Consider the following 22,561-nt stretch of genomic DNA (forward strand, 5'->3'; position numbering starts at 1 on the left):
AATTGCTAAAATTTACTGTTATAAATTTGTATCAAAAACTATCCAAAAGCAAAAATATAAGCTTAAATTTATACTTTTTTTAGCCAAAAGCTAATAGAATTGAGCCAAAAATTATAGGAGAAATTTTGAATAAATTTAGTAGATCTTTTGCGCTAAAAATAACTGGCGCTCTACTCATCTCAAGTGTGGCAGTGAATGCACTTTTTGCTAAAACTGAAGACGAAGCAAGTGCGAAGCTTGAAGCACTTTCAAAGCTTACAAAAACAATTTCAACCGTTGAAAAATACTATGTTGATGACATTAAATTTAAAGAGATCATCGATAAAGCCATTGCTGGTTTAATGCAAAATTTAGATGCCCACTCAAGCTTTTTAAATGAAAAAGCCTACAAAGATATGCAGGTGCAAACAAGTGGAGAATTTGGTGGACTTGGTATAACAGTTGGTATGAAAGATAGCGCACTAACCGTTATTTCACCGATAGAAGATACTCCAGCTGATAAAGCAGGTATAAAATCAGGCGACATTATTTTAAGAATAGATGGCAACTCTACTATCGGTACAACGATAGATGAAGCTGTAAATAAAATGCGCGGCAAGCCAAAAACACCAATAACTATCACAATTTTACGAAAAGGCGAGCAAAAACCATTTGATGTAAAGATTATAAGAGATCTTATAAAGGTTGAGTCTGTCTATGCAAAAATGATAGAAAATGACAACATTCTTTACGTACGTGTTACAAATTTTGATAAAAACGTCGTTACAAAGGTAAAAGAAGCGATCAAAGAGTATCCAAAAGCAAGTGGCATCATACTTGATCTTAGAAACAATCCTGGCGGACTTTTAAATCAAGCTGTCGATCTAGTTGATCTTTTTGTAGATAACGGCGTCATCGTCTCTCAAAAAGGTCGCGACGCATCTGAAAATGTAGAGTATAAAGCAAGTGCTAGTAAAACTCTTTCAAAATTGCCGCTTGTTGCACTAGTAAATGGCGGAAGTGCTAGTGCTAGCGAGATCGTAAGCGGCTCACTTCAAGATCATAAACGTGCTGTAATAATCGGCGAAAATACCTTTGGCAAAGGAAGTGTTCAAGTAATCCTTCCGATAGATGACACCGAAGCATTAAGGCTAACCATCGCAAGATACTATTTGCCAAGTGGTAGAACTATCCAAGCAGTTGGCGTAACACCTGATGTAGTCGTGCATCCTGGTAAAGTGCCACAAAGCGACGATAGTGCATTTAGCATCAAAGAGAGTGAGCTAAAAGCACATCTAAAAAGCGAGCTAAACAAGATAAATCCTACAAGTGAGGGCAATAAAACTGAAGCAAAAGATGATAAAAAGATAATCACGCAAAAAAAAGTTGATGAAGATATTCAATTAAAAACGGCAATTGATACGATCAAAATTTTAAAAATAAAACAATAAATTAGAAGGAGATCTCCATGCAAAAAAGAGAGCTTATTTACGAGGGAAAAGGTAAAAAAATGTATGCCACAGATGATGCAAATTTGCTTGTGGCTGAATTTAAAGACGATCTAACAGCATTTGATGCTCAAAAAAGAGGCAACGAAGCTGGTAAAGGTGCATTAAATAATAAAATTTCAACACAGCTTTTTAAGCTTTTGGAGAGTAAAGGCATCGTGACTGACTTAGTTGAGACTATTAGCGACACTGAGCAAGTAGTCAAAAAATGTGAGATCATACCTCTTGAAGTTGTTGTTAGAAATATCGCAACTGGTTCACTAAGCAAAAGACTTGGCATAAAAGAAGGCACGGTTTTACCTTTTACACTTGTTGAGTTTTACTACAAAAACGACGATTTGCACGATCCATTAGTAACAGATGAGCACTGTATCATTATGGGATTAGTAAAGAGCGAAAAAGATCTTCAAACTCTAAGACACACAGCAAGAGAGATCAACTCTATATTATTTAAATTTTTTGCCGAAAGAGATCTAAAACTAGTTGATTTTAAAATAGAATTTGGTATCGATAAAGACGGCAATATCATTCTAGCCGATGAAATAAGCCCTGATAGTTGTAGATTCTGGGATGCTAAAACTAATGAAAAACTTGACAAAGATAGATTTAGACAAGACCTTGGTAGCGTAAAAGTCGCTTACGAAGAAGTTTTAAGAAGAATTTTATCGTAAGGACAAAAATGAAAGCTGTTGTAAATATAGCATTAAGAAGTGGGGTCCTTGACCCTGCTGGCAAAGCAGTGGAGCATGCTTTAAATTCTCTTGGATTTAGTGGTGTGTCAAATGTCAGAATAGGCAAACAAATTGTTTTAGACATAGACGAGAACGATAAAGCTAAAGCAAACGAGCAGCTAAAAGTGATGTGTGAAGAACTTTTAGCAAATACCGTTATCGAAGACTATGAGATCGTGTTATGAAAGTAGCGATTATACTTTTTCCTGGCACAAACTGCGAAGAAGACACAGCTCACGCATTTAAATTGCTTGGATGCCAAACACAGATCATTTGGCACAAAGAAGATAAGATTGACGCTGATCTAGTCGTACTTCCAGGTGGTTTTAGCTATGGAGATTATCTAAGAACAGCTGCGATAGCCAAATTTAGTCCAGCTATGCAAGCTGTAAAAGAGCATGCAAAAAAAGGTGGCTATATCTTAGGAATTTGCAATGGTTTTCAGATGCTACTTGAGCTTGGACTCTTAAAGGGTGCGATGAGAAGAAATGAAAATTTAAATTTCGTCTCAAAATATCACCACCTAAAGGTAATTTCAAATAACAATAAATTCTTAGCAAATTTAGCCAAAAATGAAGTAGTTAATATCCCTATTGCTCACGGCGAGGGTAACTATTATACTGATGAAAACACTCTAAAAGGCCTTTACGACAACGATCAAGTATTACTAAAATACTGTGATGCCAAAGGTAACGAAACAAATCCAAACGGCTCAGTCGATAGCATAGCAGGAATTTGCGATGAGAGCAAAAAGATTTTTGGTCTTATGCCTCACCCAGAGCGTGCTTGTGAGAAAATTTTAGGTACAGATGATGGCATGAAGATGTTAAAAGGTCTAGTTTGGTAAAACATTTTCTTTTTATCTCCCTACTCGTACTAAATTTATTTGCTGTAAATACCGACGAAGTAAGCGTTTTTGACATGATGGACGAAGCTAGGGAGGATAAATTTGTAAATAGCCCTACTTCAAATCTAAAAACTCAAAAACCGCCAAAAGAACAAGATTTTTCAAGAAAATTTGTATCACCACAGCCAGAGCGTATCACTCCAGAGCAGATGCGAAACATCGTTCCAACAAACGAGCCAGATATTAGCGTCCCAGACAATCAAGTATATGACAAGATCAAAGTAAAAGAGCTTCTTTTAAAAGCCACAAACGTACCAAAAAATGTTGTTATAGGAGAAATTTTTAGTGTTGAGATAGTGGCTGATACACAAAATGACTTTGAGTTTGAGTTTGAGACACAGCTTGATGAAACAAATATCAAATGGTTAAATAAGAAAAATTTTCAATGGGTAAAAAGCGAAGACAACAAATATGTAGGTACTTTTTATCTTGAGGCAACAAGCATTGATGCAAAGACTTTAAAAGTTAGCTTGGATCTAAAAAGAAATGGCGAGAACTATCAAAACTCTAGCATAAATATCTTTTTACCAAAGCTAAAAGAGCTTAGAAGTGATGAGAACTATAACCACATCGTGGCTGATAATCTTGAAGTTAAGAAATTTAAGACAACAAAATTTGATGATATAAACAATATCATGGTTGTAGAAATTTATGGTAACAACGTAGATCTAAGTGCTTTTAATATAGAAAATAAGACAATCTTAAAGCAAGGCGTAGATACGATAAATGGCGACTTTAACTCACAAAGTGCATATTATTTTGCAGTATTTAAGCCAAATAAAAAATCGCTTGACTTTAACTACTACAACCTAAAAAAGGCTAAATTTGAAAGCTTTTCTTTGCCAGTGAGTGTCGAAGATGACGATGTCAGCACACAAATCGGACTAAACCCAAAACAAAGTGAATTTAGCACCTACAAAGATATCACGATCTATTCTTGTGTGGTAATTTTTATATTGCTAGCTATTTGGCGCAGAAAATTTAGCTACTTTTTTGTAGCTGCCATTTTTATAGCGCTTGGAGTTTACACCTATAATCCTTTCGGGAAAGCTATTTTGAAACCAGATGTTAGTGTTTCTATTTTGCCAACTAAAAATTCGACTATTTTCTACACATCTCGCAAAAATGAAAATGTTGAAATTTTAGATACAAAAAATGACTATTCAAAAATTTTATTTACTGATGGTAAAATCGGTTGGGTAAAAAAGGATGATCTTGTCAAAAATTAGAGCTCTTTTATTCTCAATTACATTCGTTCTTAGTGTTGTTTTAGTGGTTTTTTTTATGTGGCTCTTTAACTCGAAAAATAGAACTATTAGAAAATTTTGGGGCAGAACGCAAAGATTTTTTGGTGGCTATAAGCTTGAAGTAATTGGTGATTTTAAAGATGAGGCCAATATCTTACTCATAAATCATCAAAGCATGCTTGACATTATTGTCCTAGAAGAGGTTCATCCGAAAAATCTTTGCTGGATAGCAAAGGCACAAATCGGCAAGATTCCTATAATAGGCAAAATTTTGAGCCTGCCAAAGATGATAGCAGTTGAGCGTGAAAATAAGCACTCTTTAATAAAACTTTTAAAAGAGGCTAAAGATAGAGTTGAAAATGGTCGTGTTTTAGCTATTTTTCCTGAAGGAACAAGATCACAAACTAACAAGCTTTTACCATTTAAAGGTGGAGCTAAAATGCTTGTTGAAAAGCTAAATTTAAAAGTTCAACCTATCGTTATAGTAGGAAGCGATGCTATGAAAGTAAAAGAATTTAGCTTTAAAAAAGCAGACATCAAGCTCTTTTGTCTTGATATAGTCGATACTTCAAAAAACAACTGGCTAGAGGCGACTAGAGAGAGTATGCAAAAAGTCCTAGACGAAAATAGAAAATAAATTTGGCTTTGCAAATTTACAAAGCCCCTCCTGCTCTATATCATTATCTATAAAAATTTGACTTTATACTAGAAATTTTTATCAATAAATTTAAAAAGGTCCAGCGAAAGCTAGACCTAAAAATATTAGCTTTGCAGATAAGTTCTTAAGTTCTAAAGACACTAAGTTTTGAATTTAATGCATCTGTCATCTTGTTTAGATGTTCTGCCGCTGAAGCTATCTCTTCGACACTTCTAGCATTTTCAGATGAAATTTGGTTGATATTTGAGATGCCTTCCATGATTTCATTTACATTTTTACCAGTTGCGATGTAGTCTTGCATAGTCTTATCAGACATTGCTATAGCGTTATTCATCGTCTCACTCATAACATTTATAGTTTTTTCAACGTCGCTTGCCACGTGAGTTAGCTCTTGGATCTGTTTAGAGTTGATACCCATTTGCTCACTGCTATCATTAATCGCTTGAACGATGACATTGATAGTTGCATTTATCTCAGTTAAACTCTTTTGAGTCCTCTCAGCTAGCTGTCTAACTTCATCAGCAACGACGGCAAAGCCTCGTCCATGCTCACCTGCTCTTGCAGCCTCTATAGCTGCGTTAAGAGCAAGTAAATTTGTTTGATCAGCTATATCATTGATAACAACAAGGACTGATTTTACCTGCTCGGCATCACGGCTAAGCTGATCGATCTTATCAGCCATTTGATTTTCAATATTAGCAGAGTCAATAATCTGCGCCGATAGTGATCTTATAGCTTCAGTTGCCGTTTTTATATGTGTGCTTGCTTTTTGAAGATCGTCTTTGCCGGCTTGAGCTACCGCTAGAGATTCTTTCATATTTTCTTGCATTACTTTACATCTTTGATTTGTCTCTTCCACTATTTCAGTTGATTTTTCTACACGTTTGCCTGTCTGAAGAGATGTAGAACTAAGCTCATTTGCAACGGAGCTATTTTCGCTTGAAAGGTGCTTTGTATCACTTATTAATACCCTTATTCTTTCAATAAAATCATTTATATCTCTACTTATCTTAGCTATCTCGTCTTTACCATAAATAGGAATTTTAATTGTAAAATCAGATGTTATCGCATTTAAATTTATTCCTAGTCTATCAATAGGATTTGCAACCATCTTCTTAAGCAAGAACATCGAAACAACTATCAAAAGTAAGGTAACTATGATACTTGCTATGATGAAATTTTTACTAACTACTTTTAGTGGTGTCAAAAAATCATCAGTAACAGCTGAACCTAAAACCATCCAGTCTAGTTTATCAAATGACTCAAAAGCAACTATGCAGTCAACCCCATCAATTATAATGGACTCAACACCTTTTCCTTTTTTGACAATATTATCCATAGTAGTTTTTAATTCACTATTTAGCTCTTGATCTGCCTTAGTTGGATGGAAGTCAAATTTACCAGTTTTAGTATTGTACAGAGAAAAATATCCATGCTTACCAAGTTTCATCTCAGAAAAAGTCTTTTTCATATTGTTTAATCCCTCGGTAGGATCATAGCCAACAAATAAAATTCCTATTACCTCGTTATTTTCAATAATAGGATCATAAACGCTCATATAGTTGCGTCCAAATAAATTTACAACACCTATATACCTCTCTTTATTCATGATATTTTTATAGGCTTGACCGCTTTTGTCAAGCATTGTACCAACGGCCCTGCTACCATCAGCCTTCGTCACTGATGTACTAACTCTTAAAAAATTATCACCTGATTTTGCAAAAATAGTTGAAATTCCGCCTTTTGTAGCGTTGTTAAATTTATCTAAAATATCGTAGTTATTGTTTAAAATACCATTTTGAGACATTAGCTCTATCGCTTCGTATTTACCAGTCTTACTCATTTGGTGATTGGTTGAAATTTTTCCGATCATCTCTTTAAAAACACTCATTATTAGCTCCGCACTACTTACATTATCTTTCTCAAATAATTTAACCGTATTCATAGCAAGCTGGACGTTTTGTTCTACTGTCGTAAGCACACCATCTTTTATCTCGCGCTCTAAAATATTTGACGTATATACAACAAAACATGTCATAGATACTGCCAAAACCGTAGCAATCGTTGCTGAAACTTTTACCAAAATGCTTCGTAAATTCATTTTGTTTCCTTTTTTCCAAAAATTTTCGCCTTGATTATAGCACTATTTTAAATAAACTTTATACAAGAATGCATAATTAATAACAATTAATAAATTATCATTATTATTTTATTTATAAATTATAACTTTTTTGAAATTATTTTAAAAAATTAATTTAAAAATCTTGATAGTATTACTATCAAGGTTAAGTATATTTTTATCACTTTATGTTATAATCTGCCAAAAATTTAAAAAAAGGAAATCAAAATGGCAGATAAATTTGAATTTCAAACCGAGGTTAATGACCTTCTAAATTTAATGATTCACTCTCTTTACTCAAACAAAGAGATATTTTTAAGAGAGCTTATCTCAAACTCAAACGATGCACTAGACAAGCTAAACTATCTTTGTTTAACTGATGAAAAATACAAAAAACTAAACTATGCCCCAAGGATCGATATTAAAATCGACGAAAAAGCCAAAACACTGACTATTAGTGATAACGGCATTGGCATGGATAAAGATGAGCTTATCGCAAATTTGGGCACAATAGCAAGAAGCGGCACAAAAGGCTTTATGAAAAATTTAAGCGGCGATGCAAAAAAAGATAGTTCACTAATAGGCCAGTTTGGTGTTGGCTTTTACTCAGCCTTTATGGTAGCAAACAAGATCGAAGTCATCAGCCAAAGAGCACTTGGCGATAAGGCCTACAAATGGACATCTGATGCAAAAAGCTACGAGATAGAAGAGGCCAGCAAAGAGAGCTTTGGCACTGATATCACTTTGTATCTAAACGATGATGAGTTTGCAAATTCTTGGCGTATCGAAGAGATAGTTAAAAAATATTCAAACCACATCCCTTATCCTATATTTATGGATAAGCAAAGCTATGTCGCTCCAAAAGAAGGAGAAAAAGAGGGCACATATGAGACTAAAAATGAGCAAATAAACAAGGCAAATGCTCTCTGGAGGTTAAACAAAGCTAGCCTTAAAGAGCAAGATTATAACGACTTTTATAAGCAAATTTCTCACGATAGCAGCGACCCGCTCCTTTACATCCACACAAAAGCTGAGGGCAAGATTGAGTACTCGACGCTATTTTATGTGCCAAGCACTGAGCCGTTTGATCTTTTTAGGGTTGATTATCAAAGTGGCGTGAAGCTATATGTGAAGAGGGTTTTTATAACTGACGATGCAAAAGAGCTTTTGCCGCCGTATCTTAGATTTATCAAAGGTGTGATCGATGTTGAAGACTTGCCGCTAAACGTTAGTCGCGAAATTTTACAAGAAAATGCGATCATGCGAAGTGTCAAAGAGCAAAGCGTGAAGAAAATTTTAAGCGAGCTTACAAAGCTAAAAGATAACGACCGTGAAAAATACATAAAATTTTACAAACTATTTGGCAAGGTTTTAAAAGAGGGACTTTACGGATTTAACGCTGAAAAAGAGCAAATTTTAGATCTTTGTCTATTTAAAACCTCAAAAAGAGATGGACTTATCAGCCTAAAAGAGTACAAAGAGGCAATGAAAGATGATCAAAAGTCGATCTACTACATCAGTGGCAACAACGAAAATATGCTAAGAAATTCGCCGCTTCTTGAGAGCTTTAAGAAAAACGATATCGAAGTGCTTATTATGGACGAAGAGATCGACACGATCGTAATGCCAATGGTTAATGAATTTGACAAAACACCTCTAAAATCAGTCTCACATGCTGATATAAATGACGAGATCAAAAGCGATGAGAAGGTTGATGAGAGCAAGGTTGCAAACACGCTTGTTAAAATGAAAGAAATTTTAAAAGACGAGGTAAAGGATGTAAGGCTTAGCTCAAGACTATCAAGCTCCGCTGCGGTGCTAATTTATGATAAAAACGATCCTGATTATGCTATGCAAGAGATGCTAAAACAAATGGGACAAGGTGCAAACGCTCCAAAAGTTAAACCGATCTTAGAGATCAATGCTGACCATGAAATTTTTGCAAAACTAGAGAAAAATGAGGCTATGATTTACGACATCGCACCTTTGCTTCTTGATATGGCAAGGCTAAATGAGGGCATGAGCCTAGAAAATCCTGCTAAATTTTCAGAGCTATTAACGAAAGTCATGTTAAAAGCTATCTAAATTTATAAAGCCCAAGAGAAATTTTGGGCTTTAACCTACTTCTATAAATTTAATTTTCTATATTTATTATATTTATTGCAGTAAAAATTTATCGGTAAAAATTTAATTGTGTAAGCTAAATTTCCCACGCCAAAAGACGTGGGATAAAATTTACGCTATCTTGGTAGCGTCGATGATGTTTAGATCAAGTCCAAGATCTTCAACAGATAGTCCAAGTGCAAGACCTACAAGCTGAGATAGGTGGATGATTGGCTTTCTCACATTTGAGTGGTTCTCATCTTGATACCTCTCTTGGTAGATGTCAAGTTGCATTTGACAAAGTGGGCATGGTGTGACAACTACGTCAGCGCCGTTTTCATCGGCGTTATTTACGATTTGGCTTGACATTTTTCTTACAGATGTGCCAGCTGGATAACTAGCGTGGAAACCGCAGCAGTCAAGTCTTTTTTCAAATGGTACGATAGTAGCACCAAGTGCACCTACAACGGTTTCAAAGCTCTTTGGATTGACTGAGCTTTCTCTATTGTGCAGATCTTTTTCAGGTCTTAGGCTATGGCAGCCGTAAAATAGTGCTACTTTTAGCCCACTAAGTGGCTTAACAACCTTTGCTCTTAGCGTTTCTACGTTTTGATAAAGCACCCAAAGAAGGCTTGTGATCTCAGTTGAGCCATTATATTTCATATTGCCCTCAGCCAAGAAAGTATTTATGCGGTCCTTTGCACCCTTATCAAGCGTAGTTTTAGCTCTTGTTAGAGTTAGCATACAAGTTGAGCATGTCGTAAGCATAGGCATATTCATCTGTTCGGCAAGCGCTATATTTCTAGCATTTGCCACAAGCGTAGCGATAGGATCCACGTCTTGTGCCTGTTGGGCACCACAGCAGCTCCAGCCCTTTATCTCATGAAGCTTCCAGCCAAGTATCGGAGCGATAGCCTCAAGCGACATCTTAGCCTCTTTAGCTGCTTGAGAGAGTACGCATCCTGGGAAAAAAGCGAATTCGTTTTGCATAATTACTCCTTACTAGCAGCTTTGCGAGCCGCATTTATCATTTTTACTAGATCATCATGTCCTTCAATGTCCTCTTCGCCGAAAATATGAAGCGGATTCATCTTACCTGCAAGCATTAAATTTGCAGCGATATCCATTTTGCCCATATTTTTAAACACTCCCTCAGAGCGAAGTGCAAGCTTGATCTCATTTAGTCTGCCTGAGCCGTCAACTAGATCAGTTAAGAACGCCTCAGCGTGATCTGGCCCCATACCATCATCAAAGCCTTTTTGTATAGCCATGATGCGAAGATCAGTTATATCTTTACATGCACTTATACCTTTTGGACAGCGATCAGCGCACTCTTGGCACTTTACACACATCCAAAGCCCATTATCTATAGCCGGTTTTAGGTGCGGCATAGGATCTTTACTGCGTGAGTCAAATGCCGCTCTATAAGCATGAACAAATACAAATGGCTGCATATAATCGCTCGCATCAGCTTCAAGTTTATTACACTCACTAGCGCACGCTCCACAAAGTATGCAGTCCCATTCAAGCGCTACTTTTTCATACTCTTTTTGACTTTGCTTACAGCCTTTTTCTGCGCTAAATTCTGACTTAGCAGTGATACTAGGCTTAATCTTGCGTAGATTTTCGATACTTGGCTCCCAGTCCACCATAAGATCAGAGATGACCCTGAAATTTCCAAGTGGAGAAATTCTTATGCTCTCTGGATTGTCATACTCAGCCAAAAGCTCGTTCATTTTTGTATCACAGGCTAGATATGAGTGGCCATTTACCCTAACAGCACACGCCCCACATATTGCTGAGCGGCAAGATGCTGTGAAATTTAGCGTCGCATCCTTTTTTTGTTTGATATCAAGAAGCACTGTTAAAAGAGTTTTGCCTTTGATCTCTTCATTTGTTAGCTCATAAGTTGATTCATATTTTTTAGTTCCGTCAAAACGGTCGATAATAATTTTCATCCTAGCTCCTTACTCTGGCTTCTTGCCATCAAGTGAAAATATGCCTGTCACAACGTCTTTGTAGCTAAGTTCAAGCTTGCCGTCTTTTAGTGTGACTATGCTGTGTTTTAAGAAATTTACATCATCTCTTTTTGGATAGTCCTCTCTTGTGTGAGCGCCACGGCTCTCAAGACGATTTTGCGCTGCAAGGCACGCTGCACGAGAAAGAAGTATAAGGTTGCCAAGCTCGACGTAATCTGTAAAGGCGGTATTCATAACTGGGTTTTTATTTGGCACTTTTATGGTGTCATATTTTGCTTGGATAGCTTCAAGGTTTTTAGAGAGCTGATCTAGCTTGTCGCCTGTTCTAAAAATTCCCATTAAATCCCAGTTGTTTTTACCAAGCTCTTCACGAAGTGCGTACATATCATTTACGCCGCCCTCGCCTGTTGCGATAGATTTAAATTTATCTTGCCACATTTTTGCTAGCTCAGAAGTTTTCTTTCCGCTTGCAAATTTTGCATTTTGAGCGTAAGCCCCAGCACCTTTGCCAGCTAGATCGCCAGTTACAACTGCGTCAGTTAGGCTGTTGCCACCAAGGCGGTTTGCACCGTGGATAGATACGCATGATGCCTCACCACCTACATAAATTCCAGGAATTTTTGTACTCATATCATCAAATTTAGCTACCTCTATACCACCCATTGAGTAGTGAGCTGTTGGGCGGATAGGCACTGGTTGTTCGATTAGATCGATGTTTTGGAAAAGCATAGCAGTGTGGCGAATTTTTGGAAGCTTTTTCATAATAGTATCTTTGCCAAGGTGGCGAACGTCACAAAGCACGTAAGCGCTCATGCCCTCACCAAAGCCTCTACCCTCGCGAATTTCTGTCTCGATCGCACGAGCGACGACGTCACGAGGAGCTAGCTCCATCTTTTCGTGATAGTTTTTCATAAAGCGCTCGCCCTTGTTGTTTAACAAGTAACCACCCTCGCCACGAGCAGCTTCTGTGATTAGTGTGCCGCCATTTTGAACGCCAGTTGGGTGAAACTGAAGCATCTCAGGATCTTCAAAACCAAGACCTGCTTTAAGAGCAGCAGCGATGCCATCACCAGTTGCTATAAATGGAACTGATGTGCGGTTATAGAAAATTCTAGTGTATCCGCCAGTTGCGATGACTAGAGATTTGCAAAGAACTGGGTAAATTTGACCATCTTGGATGTTGCGAAGAACGACGCCTTCGACCTTGCCATCCTCAAGACCGATCTCAAGTAGCTCATGATCCATTAAAAATTTAACGCCAGCTGTAATAGCGTCGTCAAGACAGGCGTGCATCAAAACGTGACCAGTTTTGTCAGCTGCGTAGTTACAGCGCTTTTTGCTAGCGCCACCCATGAAGCGAAACGCAACATCACCATTATCTTTACGGGACACGTCGCCATTGTCTATACGAGAAAAGAGCATGCCATTGTGGTCTAGCTCGTGGATGACTGCGCCTGCTGCCTCGCAAAATTTCACTACCGCATCTTGATCGGCAAGATAAGCTGCACCTTTAACTGTGTCATAAGCGTGAAGCTTGAAGCTATCACCATTACTAAAGTCAGTAACGCCGTTTATGCCACCCTCCGCCATACAGGTTGCGTTGCGTGATGGCATCATTTTTGTAGCGACAACGACGGTTGAGTTTGGATATTGCTTGCGAACGGCTGTTGCTGCACGAAGTCCAGCACCACCAGAGCCGATTATTAGCACATCAACAGATGGCAAGCCACTTTCATTACCTTTTGGCATCTCACCAGCAAAAACGTTGGTCGCACCAGCTGTTGTAGCTAGCGTACCTACGCTGATACAGGCACTTTGTAGAAATTCTCTTCTGGTAAATTTTTCACTCATTGATAACTTCCTATCTTAGTAAATTTTTAGCGTTTAAAACGCACCGCCAGTTAATTTCTTAATATTTTTTAAAACAACTACATTAATTAAATAATTAATAATGAAACATTACATTAAATTTACTTAAAAGAAACATAAAGATTTATTTTAGATTAAGAAATGAGAGCTGATATTAAAATCAAAAAGGATAAAATGGGCTTTTCAAGGTAGTTTTTATAAATTTAGTGGTAGAAAATTTATAAGATATATAAAAATTTCTACCGATTTGAAGTTTATTTTTATTTTTGAGTTTTTAAGCTTTAAAAGCTATTATTCAGGGCGTTATAAATATAAATTTTCTTTTATACTTAAATAAATATATTAAATATATTAAATATATTAAATATATTAAATAACATTATTTTTGTCCTATTATCAAAATTCACCCTTTGGGTGCAAAATTTCTTTTAGCTCGCTATCACTTAGCTTGTAGTTATAAAATCTCTCGTAAAACTCTCTTGTTTTTTGCTCTAAATTTAGATCGCTAAACTGCTCTGGGTAAAATGTCTTAGCCAGCCAAAGCGGATAAAGCGCACCCTCAGCACTTCTTACGCTCCAAAGATAAACGCCACTTGGCACTACAAAAATTTCTCCATTTTGCACAGCTTTTAGCTTGGCAAATGATGCGTTTTTAGCGATAGCATCGGCACTTTTTTGTGAATTTGTGATGATGATGTCTGGGTTAAAGATGATGACTTGCTCTTCATTTATCGCTTTTGAAATTTTAAAATCTCCATCGCTTAGCTCTGAGCTTAAATTTATGCCGCCAGCTACGCTAATATACTCAGCGGCGATATCTTTTGAGCTAATGGTGCTAAAGTTTCCTGAGTTGTAGTTAAGCACTAAAACTCTCTTTTTTGGTGTTAAATTTGCCGTTTTTTGGCTTACAAATTTTATGTTATCGTTAAAATACTCATTAAACTCACGCGCTCTTTTTACGCTCTTTTCGCCCCAAATTTCAGCGATCTTGCTAAAGCTATCTTGTATCTCTTTGATACTTTGAAATTTATCTATCTTCACAACTGCGATGCCAGCACTCTCAAGCTGAGCCTTGCTATTTTCATCAAACATCATGCCAACTGGCCCAAAAACAACTTGCGTTTTTGAAGCGATGATTGTTTCAACGCTGCTACTTAGCATGCCACTTTTGTTGTCGTTGCTCTTTATCTTTGGAAAAATTTTTGACATAAGTGGAGGCAGTTTTGGCGCACCGCTAATTATATGATCTTCGTTGCCAAGCATCGCAGAGACCTGCACAAAAGCCCCTATCAAAGGCGTCGCACGCTCGATCACATCAGGCACTTCTACCTTTTTATCGTCGCTATCAAGCACCACTCTTGCTTGCAAACTAACAAGCAAAAAAGCCAAAAGTAAAATTTTCTTAAACATATTTTCTCCTTTCAATCCACCATCACGCAAGAGTAATGCTCGCGCTCATCGATGATATTTTTCACCACTCGTATATCTACGCCGTAAATTTTCTTTAAATTTTCGCCATTCATCACCTCGCTAGCCTCGCCGTAGATATAGTTTTTATCACGCCCAAGCATCGCAACCTTTGCATTTAGATAAAAGACCTGCTCTGGCTGATGAGAGGTTAGGATGATGATGTAGCCTTGCTTTGCGAGCTTTTTTATCTCTTTTAAAACTCGCATTTAGTTGCCAAACAAAGTCTAAATTTGCCGTTGGCTCGTCAAGTAGCATCACCTTTGAGCGTTGCGCTAAGGCCCTAGCTATGAGCACCATTTGCCGCTCGCCGCCACTTAGATCGGTGTAAATTTTATCTTTAAAGCTCTCTAAATTTAGCGTCTTTAACGCATCTAGCGCTATTTTCTCATCCTCTTTGCTAGGACGTTCAAATATACCAAGCCTTGCATTTGAACTCATCATCACCACGTCAAAAACGCTAAAGGTAAATGGCAGTGTGTGAGCCTGCGGGACGTAGCTTATAAAGCTTGTTCGCTCTTTCTTGCTCATCTTTAGCGCGCGTCTTTGCCGTCTATTAAAATTTCTCCCCCAAAGTGGCTTTAAAAAGCCAAGTATCGTCTTAAATGTTGTCGTTTTGCCAACACCGTTGCTACCAAGCAGGCAAAAGATGTCGCCATCTTGTAAATTTGCATTGAAATTTTCTATAACGACCTTTTTATCGTAGCCGCAGCTTAAATTTTTGATCTCAAATTTCACGCAAAACCCTTTTTGCTCTTATAGAGCAAATAGACAAAAACAGGCGCGCCAACTAGCGAAGTGATGATGCCAAGTGGGATCTCGCTTGCCATTAGACTGCGTGAAGTGGTATCAACTATCAGTAAAAATAGCCCTCCGCCAAGCAGTGAAGCTAGAAAGAGTGTGATAAAATTTGCCCCCACGACAAAGCGCATGATGTGAGGAATGACGAGCCCCACCCAGCCCACGATACCGCAAAATGAGACGCAAGTAGCGGTTAGAAGCGTTGAGGAGATGATGATTATGATGTTGTAAAATTTGGCATTTAGCCCCATAGCCCTAGCCTCTTCTTCGCCAAAACTAAGCGTATTTAGCTTGAAGCGAAGCATGAAAAGTGGCACAAGGCAGATCATGACTACGCAAAAAAGTAGAGCTAAATTTTTATATCCGCCGCTTCTTACAAGGCTTCCCATCAGCCAAAAAGTAACTTCAGGCAGCTTATCTTCGCTGTCAGCTAGAAATTTTATGAGCGAGCTAAGCGCTCCAAAAAGAGATGAGATGACGATGCCAGTTAGCACCATCACGAGTAAATTTAGCCTACCCTTTGCGATAACGCTGCTTATAAAAACGACGGCAAAAACGGCAAAAAGACCACAGCCAAAGGCGCTAAGCTGTACGCCTATGTAGTTGAAATTTAAGATGATAGCCACGCTCGCTCCCACAGCTGCGCCACTTGAGACGCCAAGGATGTCAGGCGAGACTAGAGGGTTTTTAAAAAGACCTTGATAGACAGCTCCAGAGCTAGCAAGCGCTGCACCAACTAAGATGGCAAAAAGCACCCTTGGCAAGCGGATGAGCGTAAAGACCGTATATCCTTGCTCGTCGCTTGGCTGCTCGTTTAAAATGGCTGATCTTATAAACTCAAAAATTTGAGCGTAACTTATCTCGTAGCGTCTTATGCCTAGAGAAAAAAAGAGCGCCAGCAAAAGAAGCGCAAATAATGCGAAAATGATCTTTTGACTACTCAAATTTCATCACCCGTACGTCCCACCAGATAAGATAGATCTTGGTTTCTCTTTTAAATTTAAAGCCGCTTTTGGTCTTTGTGAGGTAGCTTTTTACATTTTCTTTATAAATTTCTTCTTTTTCGGGCGCGATCTCGCCTACGAATCTAAAATAAGAAAACGCCTCTTCAAGGCTAGCAAAATCCCTCTCAAAAATGGTGTCTATTATCTTTAAATTTGGATTTGCTCCCATGTCGTAAGCGATGTTAAAGATAAAGTTATAGCCAAATCTCCTATCGCTAAGACCTGCCTCTTTTTCATCTTTTATCCCTTTTAAGAAGTCTTGCCAGATATCTTTTAGGCTCGGATGATCTGGCAAAAACGAGGTCATCACAACATATTTTTTAGCAAATTTGCAAAGCTTTTTTATATCAAAAAGCCCAACCGAGCGTGATGCTAGCACGATGTCATGTTTTGGCAAGCCCTTTATGCTCGCCTCATCACTCCAGTCTTTTTGGATGAAATTTATATTTTTTACTCCAGCCTCTTTTGCATTTTTTTAGCGTATTCAAGCATTTTTGCAAACGGATCTAGCGCGCTTACACTCTTTGCTAGCTTTGCAAGTGGCACGCCAAGTCTTACTGGGCCACATCCCACGTCTCTCATATTGTTTGCTTCTAATAGGCTCTACTGTTAAAGTCTCACCTGTTCTAGGTCCTCTTCTAAAAGTATAAGTTGATTGTTCATTTGAGATACTATCTGCATAAGTAGTATAAAGGCTTACGTTTTCAACTGGCTTATAGACAAGGCTTACACCGTAGTTAAAGCCACTTTTATCATAGTTTTTCTCTTTAGATGGATCTAGCTTATAGCTTGTAAACCAGCTTCTTGAAACTGATAAGATAGTGCTAAAGTAGTCATTGAATTTAATATCATCAACAACAGAAATATTTTTCATATCGCTACTACTACTTTTATATCTACCGCTTCCTTTTTTCACATGTGGATTATTAAATATTACTGGATGATATAAATTTGAGTTACCAAGCACTCTTTCTTCACCTCTATTTCTAGCACTATAAATGGTCCATCGGTAGCCGTTTGTAGCTATGGCAAAATTATGAGATAAAGGCCCCGTTTCAAAATTTGTCAAACCTTTTAAGAACCAGCTATCTACATCAAATCTACCAGATGCACCACTACCACCACTTTTAGTAACTTCATAATCTCCATTTTGATTTAAGAATTTTCCATCGGTGCCATACATATCTCTGATAGCCTTTTGCCACTGATAGCCACCTTCAAAGTACCAAGTTCTCTGTTGGAGCGTATTTTAGTTTTACACTAGCTGTCGTTGTTTTAAGGTGATTACCACCAAAAGACTGCTCAAGTCCTCTTTTAGTATCTTTTACAGGGCTTGGTACGTCAAAATTTGCTACTCCGTTTGTTAATGGCATGCTAAATCCACCTGGCATACCTGAGTCTTTATGCTCATAGTGGCTAAAGTTTGTCTCAAGTGTCAAATTCTCTGTAAGATAAAAATCAAGCCCTAGTGAGGCTAAGCGACGAGAGAATTTACTATCTTTAGCATTCTTTTCACCGCCTGAATAGTAAAAGACACCCCTATATCCAACTTTTTCAAATTTGTTTGAAGTATCAAGACCTACGCCTAAATTTGACCTTGAGCTGTAATCAGTCCAGATAACGTTTTGAAGTGGGACTGGGCGCTTGCGAGAGTAGAGAAAATATCCAGAAGGTGTAGCACCACCATAAAGCGAGCCAGCAAGTCCGTTTTGAATTTGTAAGCTCTCAAACATTACCATAGGTATAGCTGTCGTAGAAACTGCGTAAAAGCCGTCCCAAAGGACGTTACCTACGACTGAGCCTTGAAAACCGCGAGTTTGCGGACGACCAACATCGCCACCACCGCGATATTGAATTTGTGCTGAAGGGAAGTATCTAACTGCATCTTCAAAACCTTGAACGCTTTGATTATCAAGAACCTCTTTTGAGATTGTATTTACTTGATAAGGCATATCTATAACTTTTTTATCAGCCAAAGGACCAGCGGCTACTCTTTTGTTTAAAATCCCCTCATCAATACCACTCTCGCTGATGTTGTCACCGACTGAATTTACTTCAATGCCCTCAAGCTTTGTCGTTTGCACAGCAAAAACTTGACTTAAAAAACCACTGCACATCAAGAGTACAGCACATGTTGCAACTGAGATTTTGTAACTCAATTTTCACTCCTTTTACAAAAATTTTACATCTGAAATGTTACTAAAACAAATCTTAAATATAATTTATTAATTTATTAAATATTTAAAAATATATTTTATTTAAGAAAGCTAAAATAAGGCATTATGAGAACGATTTTTAAAAATTTCATAGCTTTGATAAGATAAATAAATACTATAAATATAATCTTTTATATCGACAAGTGATGCTTAAAAATTTTAAGAAAAGTAATAATTGACAAAAATATAATAAAGGTTAATTTTTCTGTTTATAGTAGAAATTTTGGCTAAAAATTAGCCAAAATTTATTTTAAAAGCTCTTTTGCGTATTTTAGGCCTAGCTCGTAAGCTTTAGCATTTGCCTCTTTGACCTTAGCTGGCACGCTTGCTAGCATCTCTTCACGCACTAAATTTTCATCCATGCACCTACTCATCGCCACAGCCACACCAAGAGCCACGACGCTTTGAGTGATGACGTTACCGACCTCGTCTTTTGCGATAGAGATGATAGGGATTTCATAAATTTTCCAGCGCTTTTTGTCCTCGTCGCTCACTTTTACCAAATTTGGCTCAACAACGATCGCACCGCCCTCTTTCACGCCGCTTTTAAAGGCGTTGTAGCTTATCTGCGCGGTGGCAAGCATAAAGTCTATCTCGCCCTCGTTTGCATAAGGGTATAAAATTTCTTTCTCATCAAGTATGATATCGACCTTCGTTGGGCCACCACGCACCTGAGATGTATAGGTAGAGGCCTTGACGCCGTATCCGCCTGCTTTTATCTTGGCAGCTGAGAGGATCTCGCCAGCTAGTATGACGCCCTGTCCGCCAACGCCGACAAATCTTAATTGTGACTTCATGCTAGCTCCTCAAAATTTATCGCTTCATTACTCATAGCAGCCTTTCTTACCATGTCGTAAGCCTTGGTGTATTCGATCTTCTCTTCGTCTTTATGTAGCACACCAAGTGGAAAAATGCCTTTTTTCTCCTCGTCACTTAGCATGTCAAATTTGACCCTGCTCGTCGTACGACCCTTTATCCACTCTAAATTTTTCACCGCCTCGCCCATTTTGTTCTTGCGGCCTAAATTTATATGGCAGTTTGAAAATACATCAAAAAAGCTGTATCCATCGTGGCTAAAGCCCTCTACAAAGAGCTTTGTAAGCTTCTCTGGCTCGATGACGCTACCGCGCGCGACGAAGCTAGCACCTGCGGCGGTTGCGAGCTTACAGGCATCAAAGCTAGGATCGATGTTGCCGTATTGCGCTGTGACCGTCCACATGCCCTTTGGCGTAGTTGGGCTGGTTTGCGAGTTTGTTAGTGCGTAGATGAAGTTATTTATTAGGATGTGATTTAGCCCGATATTTCGGCGGCATCCGTGTATCGTGTGGTTGCCTCCGATCGCTAGCCCGTCGCCATCGCCAGTTACCACGATGACGTGCTTATCTGGATTTGCCATCTTTACACCAGTGGCGTAGGCTACGGCTCTACCGTGAGTTGTGTGGATGGTATTGCAGTCAAGATATCCGCTAAAACGGCCAGAGCAGCCTATGCCTGATACCACGCAAACATCATTCATATCCCAGCCCATAGTGTCGATCGCGCGGATGAGCGCCTTTAGTATGACGCCGTCACCACAGCCCCAGCACCAAAGAGTAGGCATTTTATCTGTTCGTAAGTATTTATCATAATTAAAAGCCATAAATTTCTCCTATCTTCGCCTCGATCTCGCTTGGGCTTATCGGTCTGCCGTTTGCTTTTAGCAGTTTTGCAAAGTCATCTCTTAAGATGATCTTTGAAATTTCGCCACTATACTGACCTAAATTTAGCTCGCAGACTAAAATTTTCTTAAATTTATCTGATATCTCTTTTAGCTTTTTAGCTGGAGCTGGGAAAAGTGTAAGTGGCTTAAATAGCCCTACTTTTAGCCCTTTTTCACGTAAATTTAAGATCGCTTGTTTAGCTGAAAGTGCCACGCTACCAAAGGCGATGATGCAAATTTCAGCGTCGTTAAGCATAAATTCTTCATATTTCTCGCACTCATTGGTGTGTAAATTTATCTTATTAAACAGCCTATTCATCGAGTATTCAACGATCTTGCCATCTTCTGTTGGAAAGCCAGTTGAGCCGTGATGAAGCCCAGTGATATGGTAGTGATAGCCTTTAAAGAAAGGATTTAGCGTAGCTGGCTCATCTGGTGCCGCCTCGTAAGGTTTATACTCTTTTGGCTCGCCACTAAATTCTCTTCTTTTATAAATTTCTAGCTCGCTAATCTCTGGCAAACGCACCCTTGCTTGCATGTGTCCTATCGTCTCATCAAGTAGTAGCATAACTGGCGTCATAAACCTAGCTGCGAGGTTAAACGCTCGCACCGTCTCAGTGTAGCACTCTTCTAGGCTGCTAGGTGCTAGCACTATCATATTTACATCGCCGTGAGTTGGGTTTTTAGCCTGCAAGATATCACCTTGTGCGACGCGGGTAGGCAGACCAGTTGATGGGCCGCCACGCATTACGTTTACGATGACAAGCGGTATCTCAGCGATAAAGCCAAGGCCTATTTGCTCAGCCTTTAGTGAAATTCCTGGACCTGAGCTAGCAGTCATCGCCTTAGCACCACTCGCACTTGCACCAAGAGAAACTGAAATTCCAGCTATCTCATCTTCCATTTGTATAAATGTACCGCCATGTTTTGGCAAAAGCACGCTTAGCTCGTGGGCGATCTCACTACTTGGAGTGATCGGATATCCGCCAAAGAAGTTACAGCCGCACTCAACCGCAGCCCTTGCTACTAGGGCATTTCCAGTTGATACTAGCTCTCTCATGCGCTCTCTCCAAGCTTTGCAAATTTATTTGCCTTTACGGCCGCAGCTCGCTCTTTACTTTCTGGCGTTAGCTTTGCAAATTTAAAGCCTTTTTCAGCCACATAAATGGCAAAATCAGGACAGTGAAGCTCACAGTCGCGACAGCCTATACATGAGTCAGCATAGACGACCTCTATCATCTTACCAAGCACCGCCTTTGACTCAAGCCTCATCGCTAGCACGCCTGCTGGGCAGTAGCTCACACAGACATCACAGGCTTTACACCTGCTCTCATCGACCCAAACAGGTACGTTTTCTTTTATTATCATCTATATTCCTAATCCAAATTTTCTTTTAAAAATTTAATGTTTTTTCTAATATCAGCTTCGCTTTTACTTAGCTGCTCTTGCTCACTTTCATTTATATTTAGCTCTAAAATTTCTTTTAAGCCCTCACGTCCAAGCCTTACTAGCCTTCCACAACTTAGTTCATCATCAAGAAGCACGCTAGCACTTAAAATTTCATCACTCTTACCTATTATCGCTTCACACATCTTCACAACTGCAGCTGCTGGTGCATAGTAAGCTGAAGTGCCAAGGAGTTTAACGATCTTTGCGCCACCTGTGCTTGTCTCTTTTTTAAGAGTTGCCAGCTCATTTTCGTTTAAATTTTCGCTAATGTTGCTAGCAGATACGATCATCTCGTCGTTGTGAGCGCCAATTATTTTTGTCTTTAGCTCTTTTGCATCTTTATCTTTTAGAAGCGCTAGCTCATATCTGCATCTTGCGCCATCAAGCTCACCAGCCATGCCGATCACTTTATTTTTACTAAAACCACTAAATTTATGAGCCGTCCAGACCATCACATCAAGCGGATTTGTCACGACAATTATCACCGCATTTGGTGCAAATTTTGCGATATTTTGCGCTGTTTGTTTTACGACTACGGCGTTTTTAAGGAGCAAGTCCTCTCTTGTTTGACCCTCTTTTCTTGGGCTTCCAGCAGTTACCACTACGATATCACTGCCCTCTATTAGCATAAAATCATCGCCACCACAAACGATAGTTTTAGCATTAAAAACGCAGCTTGACTGAGCTAGATCGATTGCTTTTGCACGTGCCACGTCACCAAATATATCCACAAGCGCGATCTCATCGCAAACTTCTCTCATACAAAGCGCATAAGCTATGTTTGCACCGACGTTTCCTGCTCCAACTATACTTATTTTCATTTTC

Annotated in this window: 22 protein-coding genes and 3 pseudogenes; 7 read left to right on the plus strand and 18 right to left on the minus strand. The window is 38.7% G+C overall.

All coding sequences use genetic code 11. The features are described 5' to 3' along the window. The first annotated feature begins 158 nt into the window (after window positions 1–158). The 6 genes from MTT30_RS03505 to MTT30_RS03530 are packed head-to-tail and all read left to right on the plus strand — an operon-like array spanning window position 159 to window position 5,009. Entirely contained in the window at window positions 159–1,430 is a 1,272-nt protein-coding gene (locus tag MTT30_RS03505; protein ID WP_223154206.1) for a S41 family peptidase, read from the plus strand. 17 nt (window positions 1,431–1,447) lie between these two features. Next, window positions 1,448–2,158: a phosphoribosylaminoimidazolesuccinocarboxamide synthase gene (gene purC, locus MTT30_RS03510; protein ID WP_021091373.1), complete on the plus strand. Its 711-nt coding sequence runs from the start codon at window positions 1,448–1,450 to the stop codon at window positions 2,156–2,158. A gap of 8 nt (window positions 2,159–2,166) precedes the next feature. Continuing rightward, window positions 2,167–2,403: a phosphoribosylformylglycinamidine synthase subunit PurS gene (purS, locus tag MTT30_RS03515; protein WP_085657331.1), complete on the plus strand. Its 237-nt coding sequence runs from the start codon at window positions 2,167–2,169 to the stop codon at window positions 2,401–2,403. After that, a complete protein-coding gene (gene purQ / locus MTT30_RS03520; RefSeq protein WP_429801003.1) occupies window positions 2,400–3,065 on the plus strand; it encodes a phosphoribosylformylglycinamidine synthase I in 666 nt (221 codons plus the stop codon). The genes purS and purQ overlap by 4 nt, the downstream gene beginning before the upstream one ends. Beyond that, window positions 3,059–4,354, plus strand: coding sequence for an SH3 domain-containing protein (locus MTT30_RS03525; protein ID WP_429801004.1), 1,296 nt, complete (start codon window positions 3,059–3,061; stop codon window positions 4,352–4,354). The genes purQ and MTT30_RS03525 overlap by 7 nt, the downstream gene beginning before the upstream one ends. Then, window positions 4,335–5,009, plus strand: coding sequence for a lysophospholipid acyltransferase family protein (locus MTT30_RS03530; RefSeq protein WP_429801005.1), 675 nt, complete (start codon window positions 4,335–4,337; stop codon window positions 5,007–5,009). Before MTT30_RS03525 ends, MTT30_RS03530 begins: the two co-directional genes overlap by 20 nt. 145 nt (window positions 5,010–5,154) lie before the next feature. On the opposite strand, the pseudogene MTT30_RS03535 reads toward MTT30_RS03530, so the two are convergent. Both MTT30_RS03535 and MTT30_RS03540 read right to left on the minus strand, forming a co-directional pair. Continuing rightward, window positions 5,155–6,210, minus strand: a pseudogene (locus tag MTT30_RS03535) (methyl-accepting chemotaxis protein); the annotation flags it as partial. Between the two features lie 24 nt (window positions 6,211–6,234). Beyond that, window positions 6,235–7,131, minus strand: a pseudogene (locus tag MTT30_RS03540) (Cache 3/Cache 2 fusion domain-containing protein); the annotation flags it as partial. Between the two features lie 246 nt (window positions 7,132–7,377). Here MTT30_RS03540 and htpG point away from each other — a divergent pair. Next, complete coding sequence (htpG, locus tag MTT30_RS03545) at window positions 7,378–9,234, plus strand: molecular chaperone HtpG (RefSeq protein ID WP_429801006.1); 1,857 nt, start codon at window positions 7,378–7,380, stop codon at window positions 9,232–9,234. A gap of 150 nt (window positions 9,235–9,384) precedes the next feature. Here htpG and sdhE read toward each other — a convergent pair whose 3' ends face one another. The 16 genes and pseudogenes from sdhE to MTT30_RS03625 all read right to left on the minus strand — a co-directional run bounded on the left by sdhE (window position 9,385) and on the right by MTT30_RS03625 (window position 22,557). After that, window positions 9,385–10,242, minus strand: a complete 858-nt coding sequence (gene sdhE / locus MTT30_RS03550) for an 8-methylmenaquinol:fumarate reductase membrane anchor subunit (protein WP_087585917.1) — start codon at window positions 10,240–10,242, stop codon at window positions 9,385–9,387. A gap of 2 nt (window positions 10,243–10,244) precedes the next feature. Further along, window positions 10,245–11,210 carry an 8-methylmenaquinol:fumarate reductase iron-sulfur subunit gene (sdhB, locus tag MTT30_RS03555; RefSeq protein ID WP_107792977.1) on the minus strand — a complete coding sequence of 322 codons (966 nt, stop codon included), beginning with the start codon at window positions 11,208–11,210 and terminating at the stop codon, window positions 10,245–10,247. Window positions 11,211–11,219: 9 nt separating this feature from the next. After that, a complete protein-coding gene (gene sdhA / locus MTT30_RS03560) occupies window positions 11,220–13,082 on the minus strand; it encodes an 8-methylmenaquinol:fumarate reductase flavoprotein subunit (protein WP_103600745.1) in 1,863 nt (620 codons plus the stop codon). Between the two features lie 414 nt (window positions 13,083–13,496). Continuing rightward, window positions 13,497–14,510 (minus strand): ABC transporter substrate-binding protein, encoded by a 1,014-nt coding sequence (locus tag MTT30_RS03565; protein WP_429801007.1) that lies wholly within the window; start codon window positions 14,508–14,510, stop codon window positions 13,497–13,499. Between the two features lie 11 nt (window positions 14,511–14,521). Continuing rightward, window positions 14,522–14,671 (minus strand): hypothetical protein, encoded by a 150-nt coding sequence (locus tag MTT30_RS03570; RefSeq protein WP_429801008.1) that lies wholly within the window; start codon window positions 14,669–14,671, stop codon window positions 14,522–14,524. Then, window positions 14,658–15,305 carry an ABC transporter ATP-binding protein gene (locus MTT30_RS03575; protein ID WP_429801009.1) on the minus strand — a complete coding sequence of 216 codons (648 nt, stop codon included), beginning with the start codon at window positions 15,303–15,305 and terminating at the stop codon, window positions 14,658–14,660. Before MTT30_RS03575 ends, MTT30_RS03570 begins: the two co-directional genes overlap by 14 nt. Then, window positions 15,302–16,312 carry a FecCD family ABC transporter permease gene (locus MTT30_RS03580; protein WP_429801010.1) on the minus strand — a complete coding sequence of 337 codons (1,011 nt, stop codon included), beginning with the start codon at window positions 16,310–16,312 and terminating at the stop codon, window positions 15,302–15,304. The genes MTT30_RS03575 and MTT30_RS03580 overlap by 4 nt, the downstream gene beginning before the upstream one ends. Further along, the gene (locus tag MTT30_RS03585) at window positions 16,305–16,769 is read right to left on the minus strand and encodes a hypothetical protein (RefSeq protein WP_429801011.1); all 465 of its coding nucleotides are present in this window, start codon (window positions 16,767–16,769) and stop codon (window positions 16,305–16,307) included. Before MTT30_RS03585 ends, MTT30_RS03580 begins: the two co-directional genes overlap by 8 nt. Window positions 16,770–16,822: 53 nt before the next feature. Then, window positions 16,823–16,954 (minus strand): methyltransferase domain-containing protein, encoded by a 132-nt coding sequence (locus MTT30_RS03590; RefSeq protein WP_374057419.1) that lies wholly within the window; start codon window positions 16,952–16,954, stop codon window positions 16,823–16,825. 55 nt (window positions 16,955–17,009) lie between these two features. Then, window positions 17,010–17,555 (minus strand): annotated as a pseudogene (locus tag MTT30_RS03595) (TonB-dependent receptor domain-containing protein); the annotation flags it as partial. Between the two features lie 34 nt (window positions 17,556–17,589). After that, window positions 17,590–18,531, minus strand: a complete 942-nt coding sequence (locus MTT30_RS03600; RefSeq protein WP_429801012.1) for a TonB-dependent receptor plug domain-containing protein — start codon at window positions 18,529–18,531, stop codon at window positions 17,590–17,592. 302 nt (window positions 18,532–18,833) lie between these two features. Then, the gene (locus MTT30_RS03605) at window positions 18,834–19,385 is read right to left on the minus strand and encodes a 2-oxoacid:acceptor oxidoreductase family protein (RefSeq protein WP_021087611.1); all 552 of its coding nucleotides are present in this window, start codon (window positions 19,383–19,385) and stop codon (window positions 18,834–18,836) included. Then, window positions 19,382–20,227: a 2-oxoglutarate ferredoxin oxidoreductase subunit beta gene (locus MTT30_RS03610; RefSeq protein WP_429801013.1), complete on the minus strand. Its 846-nt coding sequence runs from the start codon at window positions 20,225–20,227 to the stop codon at window positions 19,382–19,384. Before MTT30_RS03610 ends, MTT30_RS03605 begins: the two co-directional genes overlap by 4 nt. Then, on the minus strand, window positions 20,217–21,347 hold the full coding sequence (locus tag MTT30_RS03615; protein WP_429801014.1) for a 2-oxoglutarate synthase subunit alpha: 1,131 nt from the start codon (window positions 21,345–21,347) through the stop codon (window positions 20,217–20,219). The genes MTT30_RS03610 and MTT30_RS03615 overlap by 11 nt, the downstream gene beginning before the upstream one ends. Then, on the minus strand, window positions 21,344–21,655 hold the full coding sequence (locus MTT30_RS03620) for a 4Fe-4S binding protein (RefSeq protein WP_429801015.1): 312 nt from the start codon (window positions 21,653–21,655) through the stop codon (window positions 21,344–21,346). Before MTT30_RS03620 ends, MTT30_RS03615 begins: the two co-directional genes overlap by 4 nt. A gap of 8 nt (window positions 21,656–21,663) precedes the next feature. Beyond that, window positions 21,664–22,557 carry a malate dehydrogenase gene (locus tag MTT30_RS03625; RefSeq protein WP_429801016.1) on the minus strand — a complete coding sequence of 298 codons (894 nt, stop codon included), beginning with the start codon at window positions 22,555–22,557 and terminating at the stop codon, window positions 21,664–21,666. Window positions 22,558–22,561 lie beyond the last annotated feature (4 nt).

Source organism: Campylobacter concisus (assembly GCF_050447445.1).
Classification (GTDB): Bacteria; Campylobacterota; Campylobacteria; order Campylobacterales; family Campylobacteraceae; genus Campylobacter_A; species Campylobacter_A concisus_BI.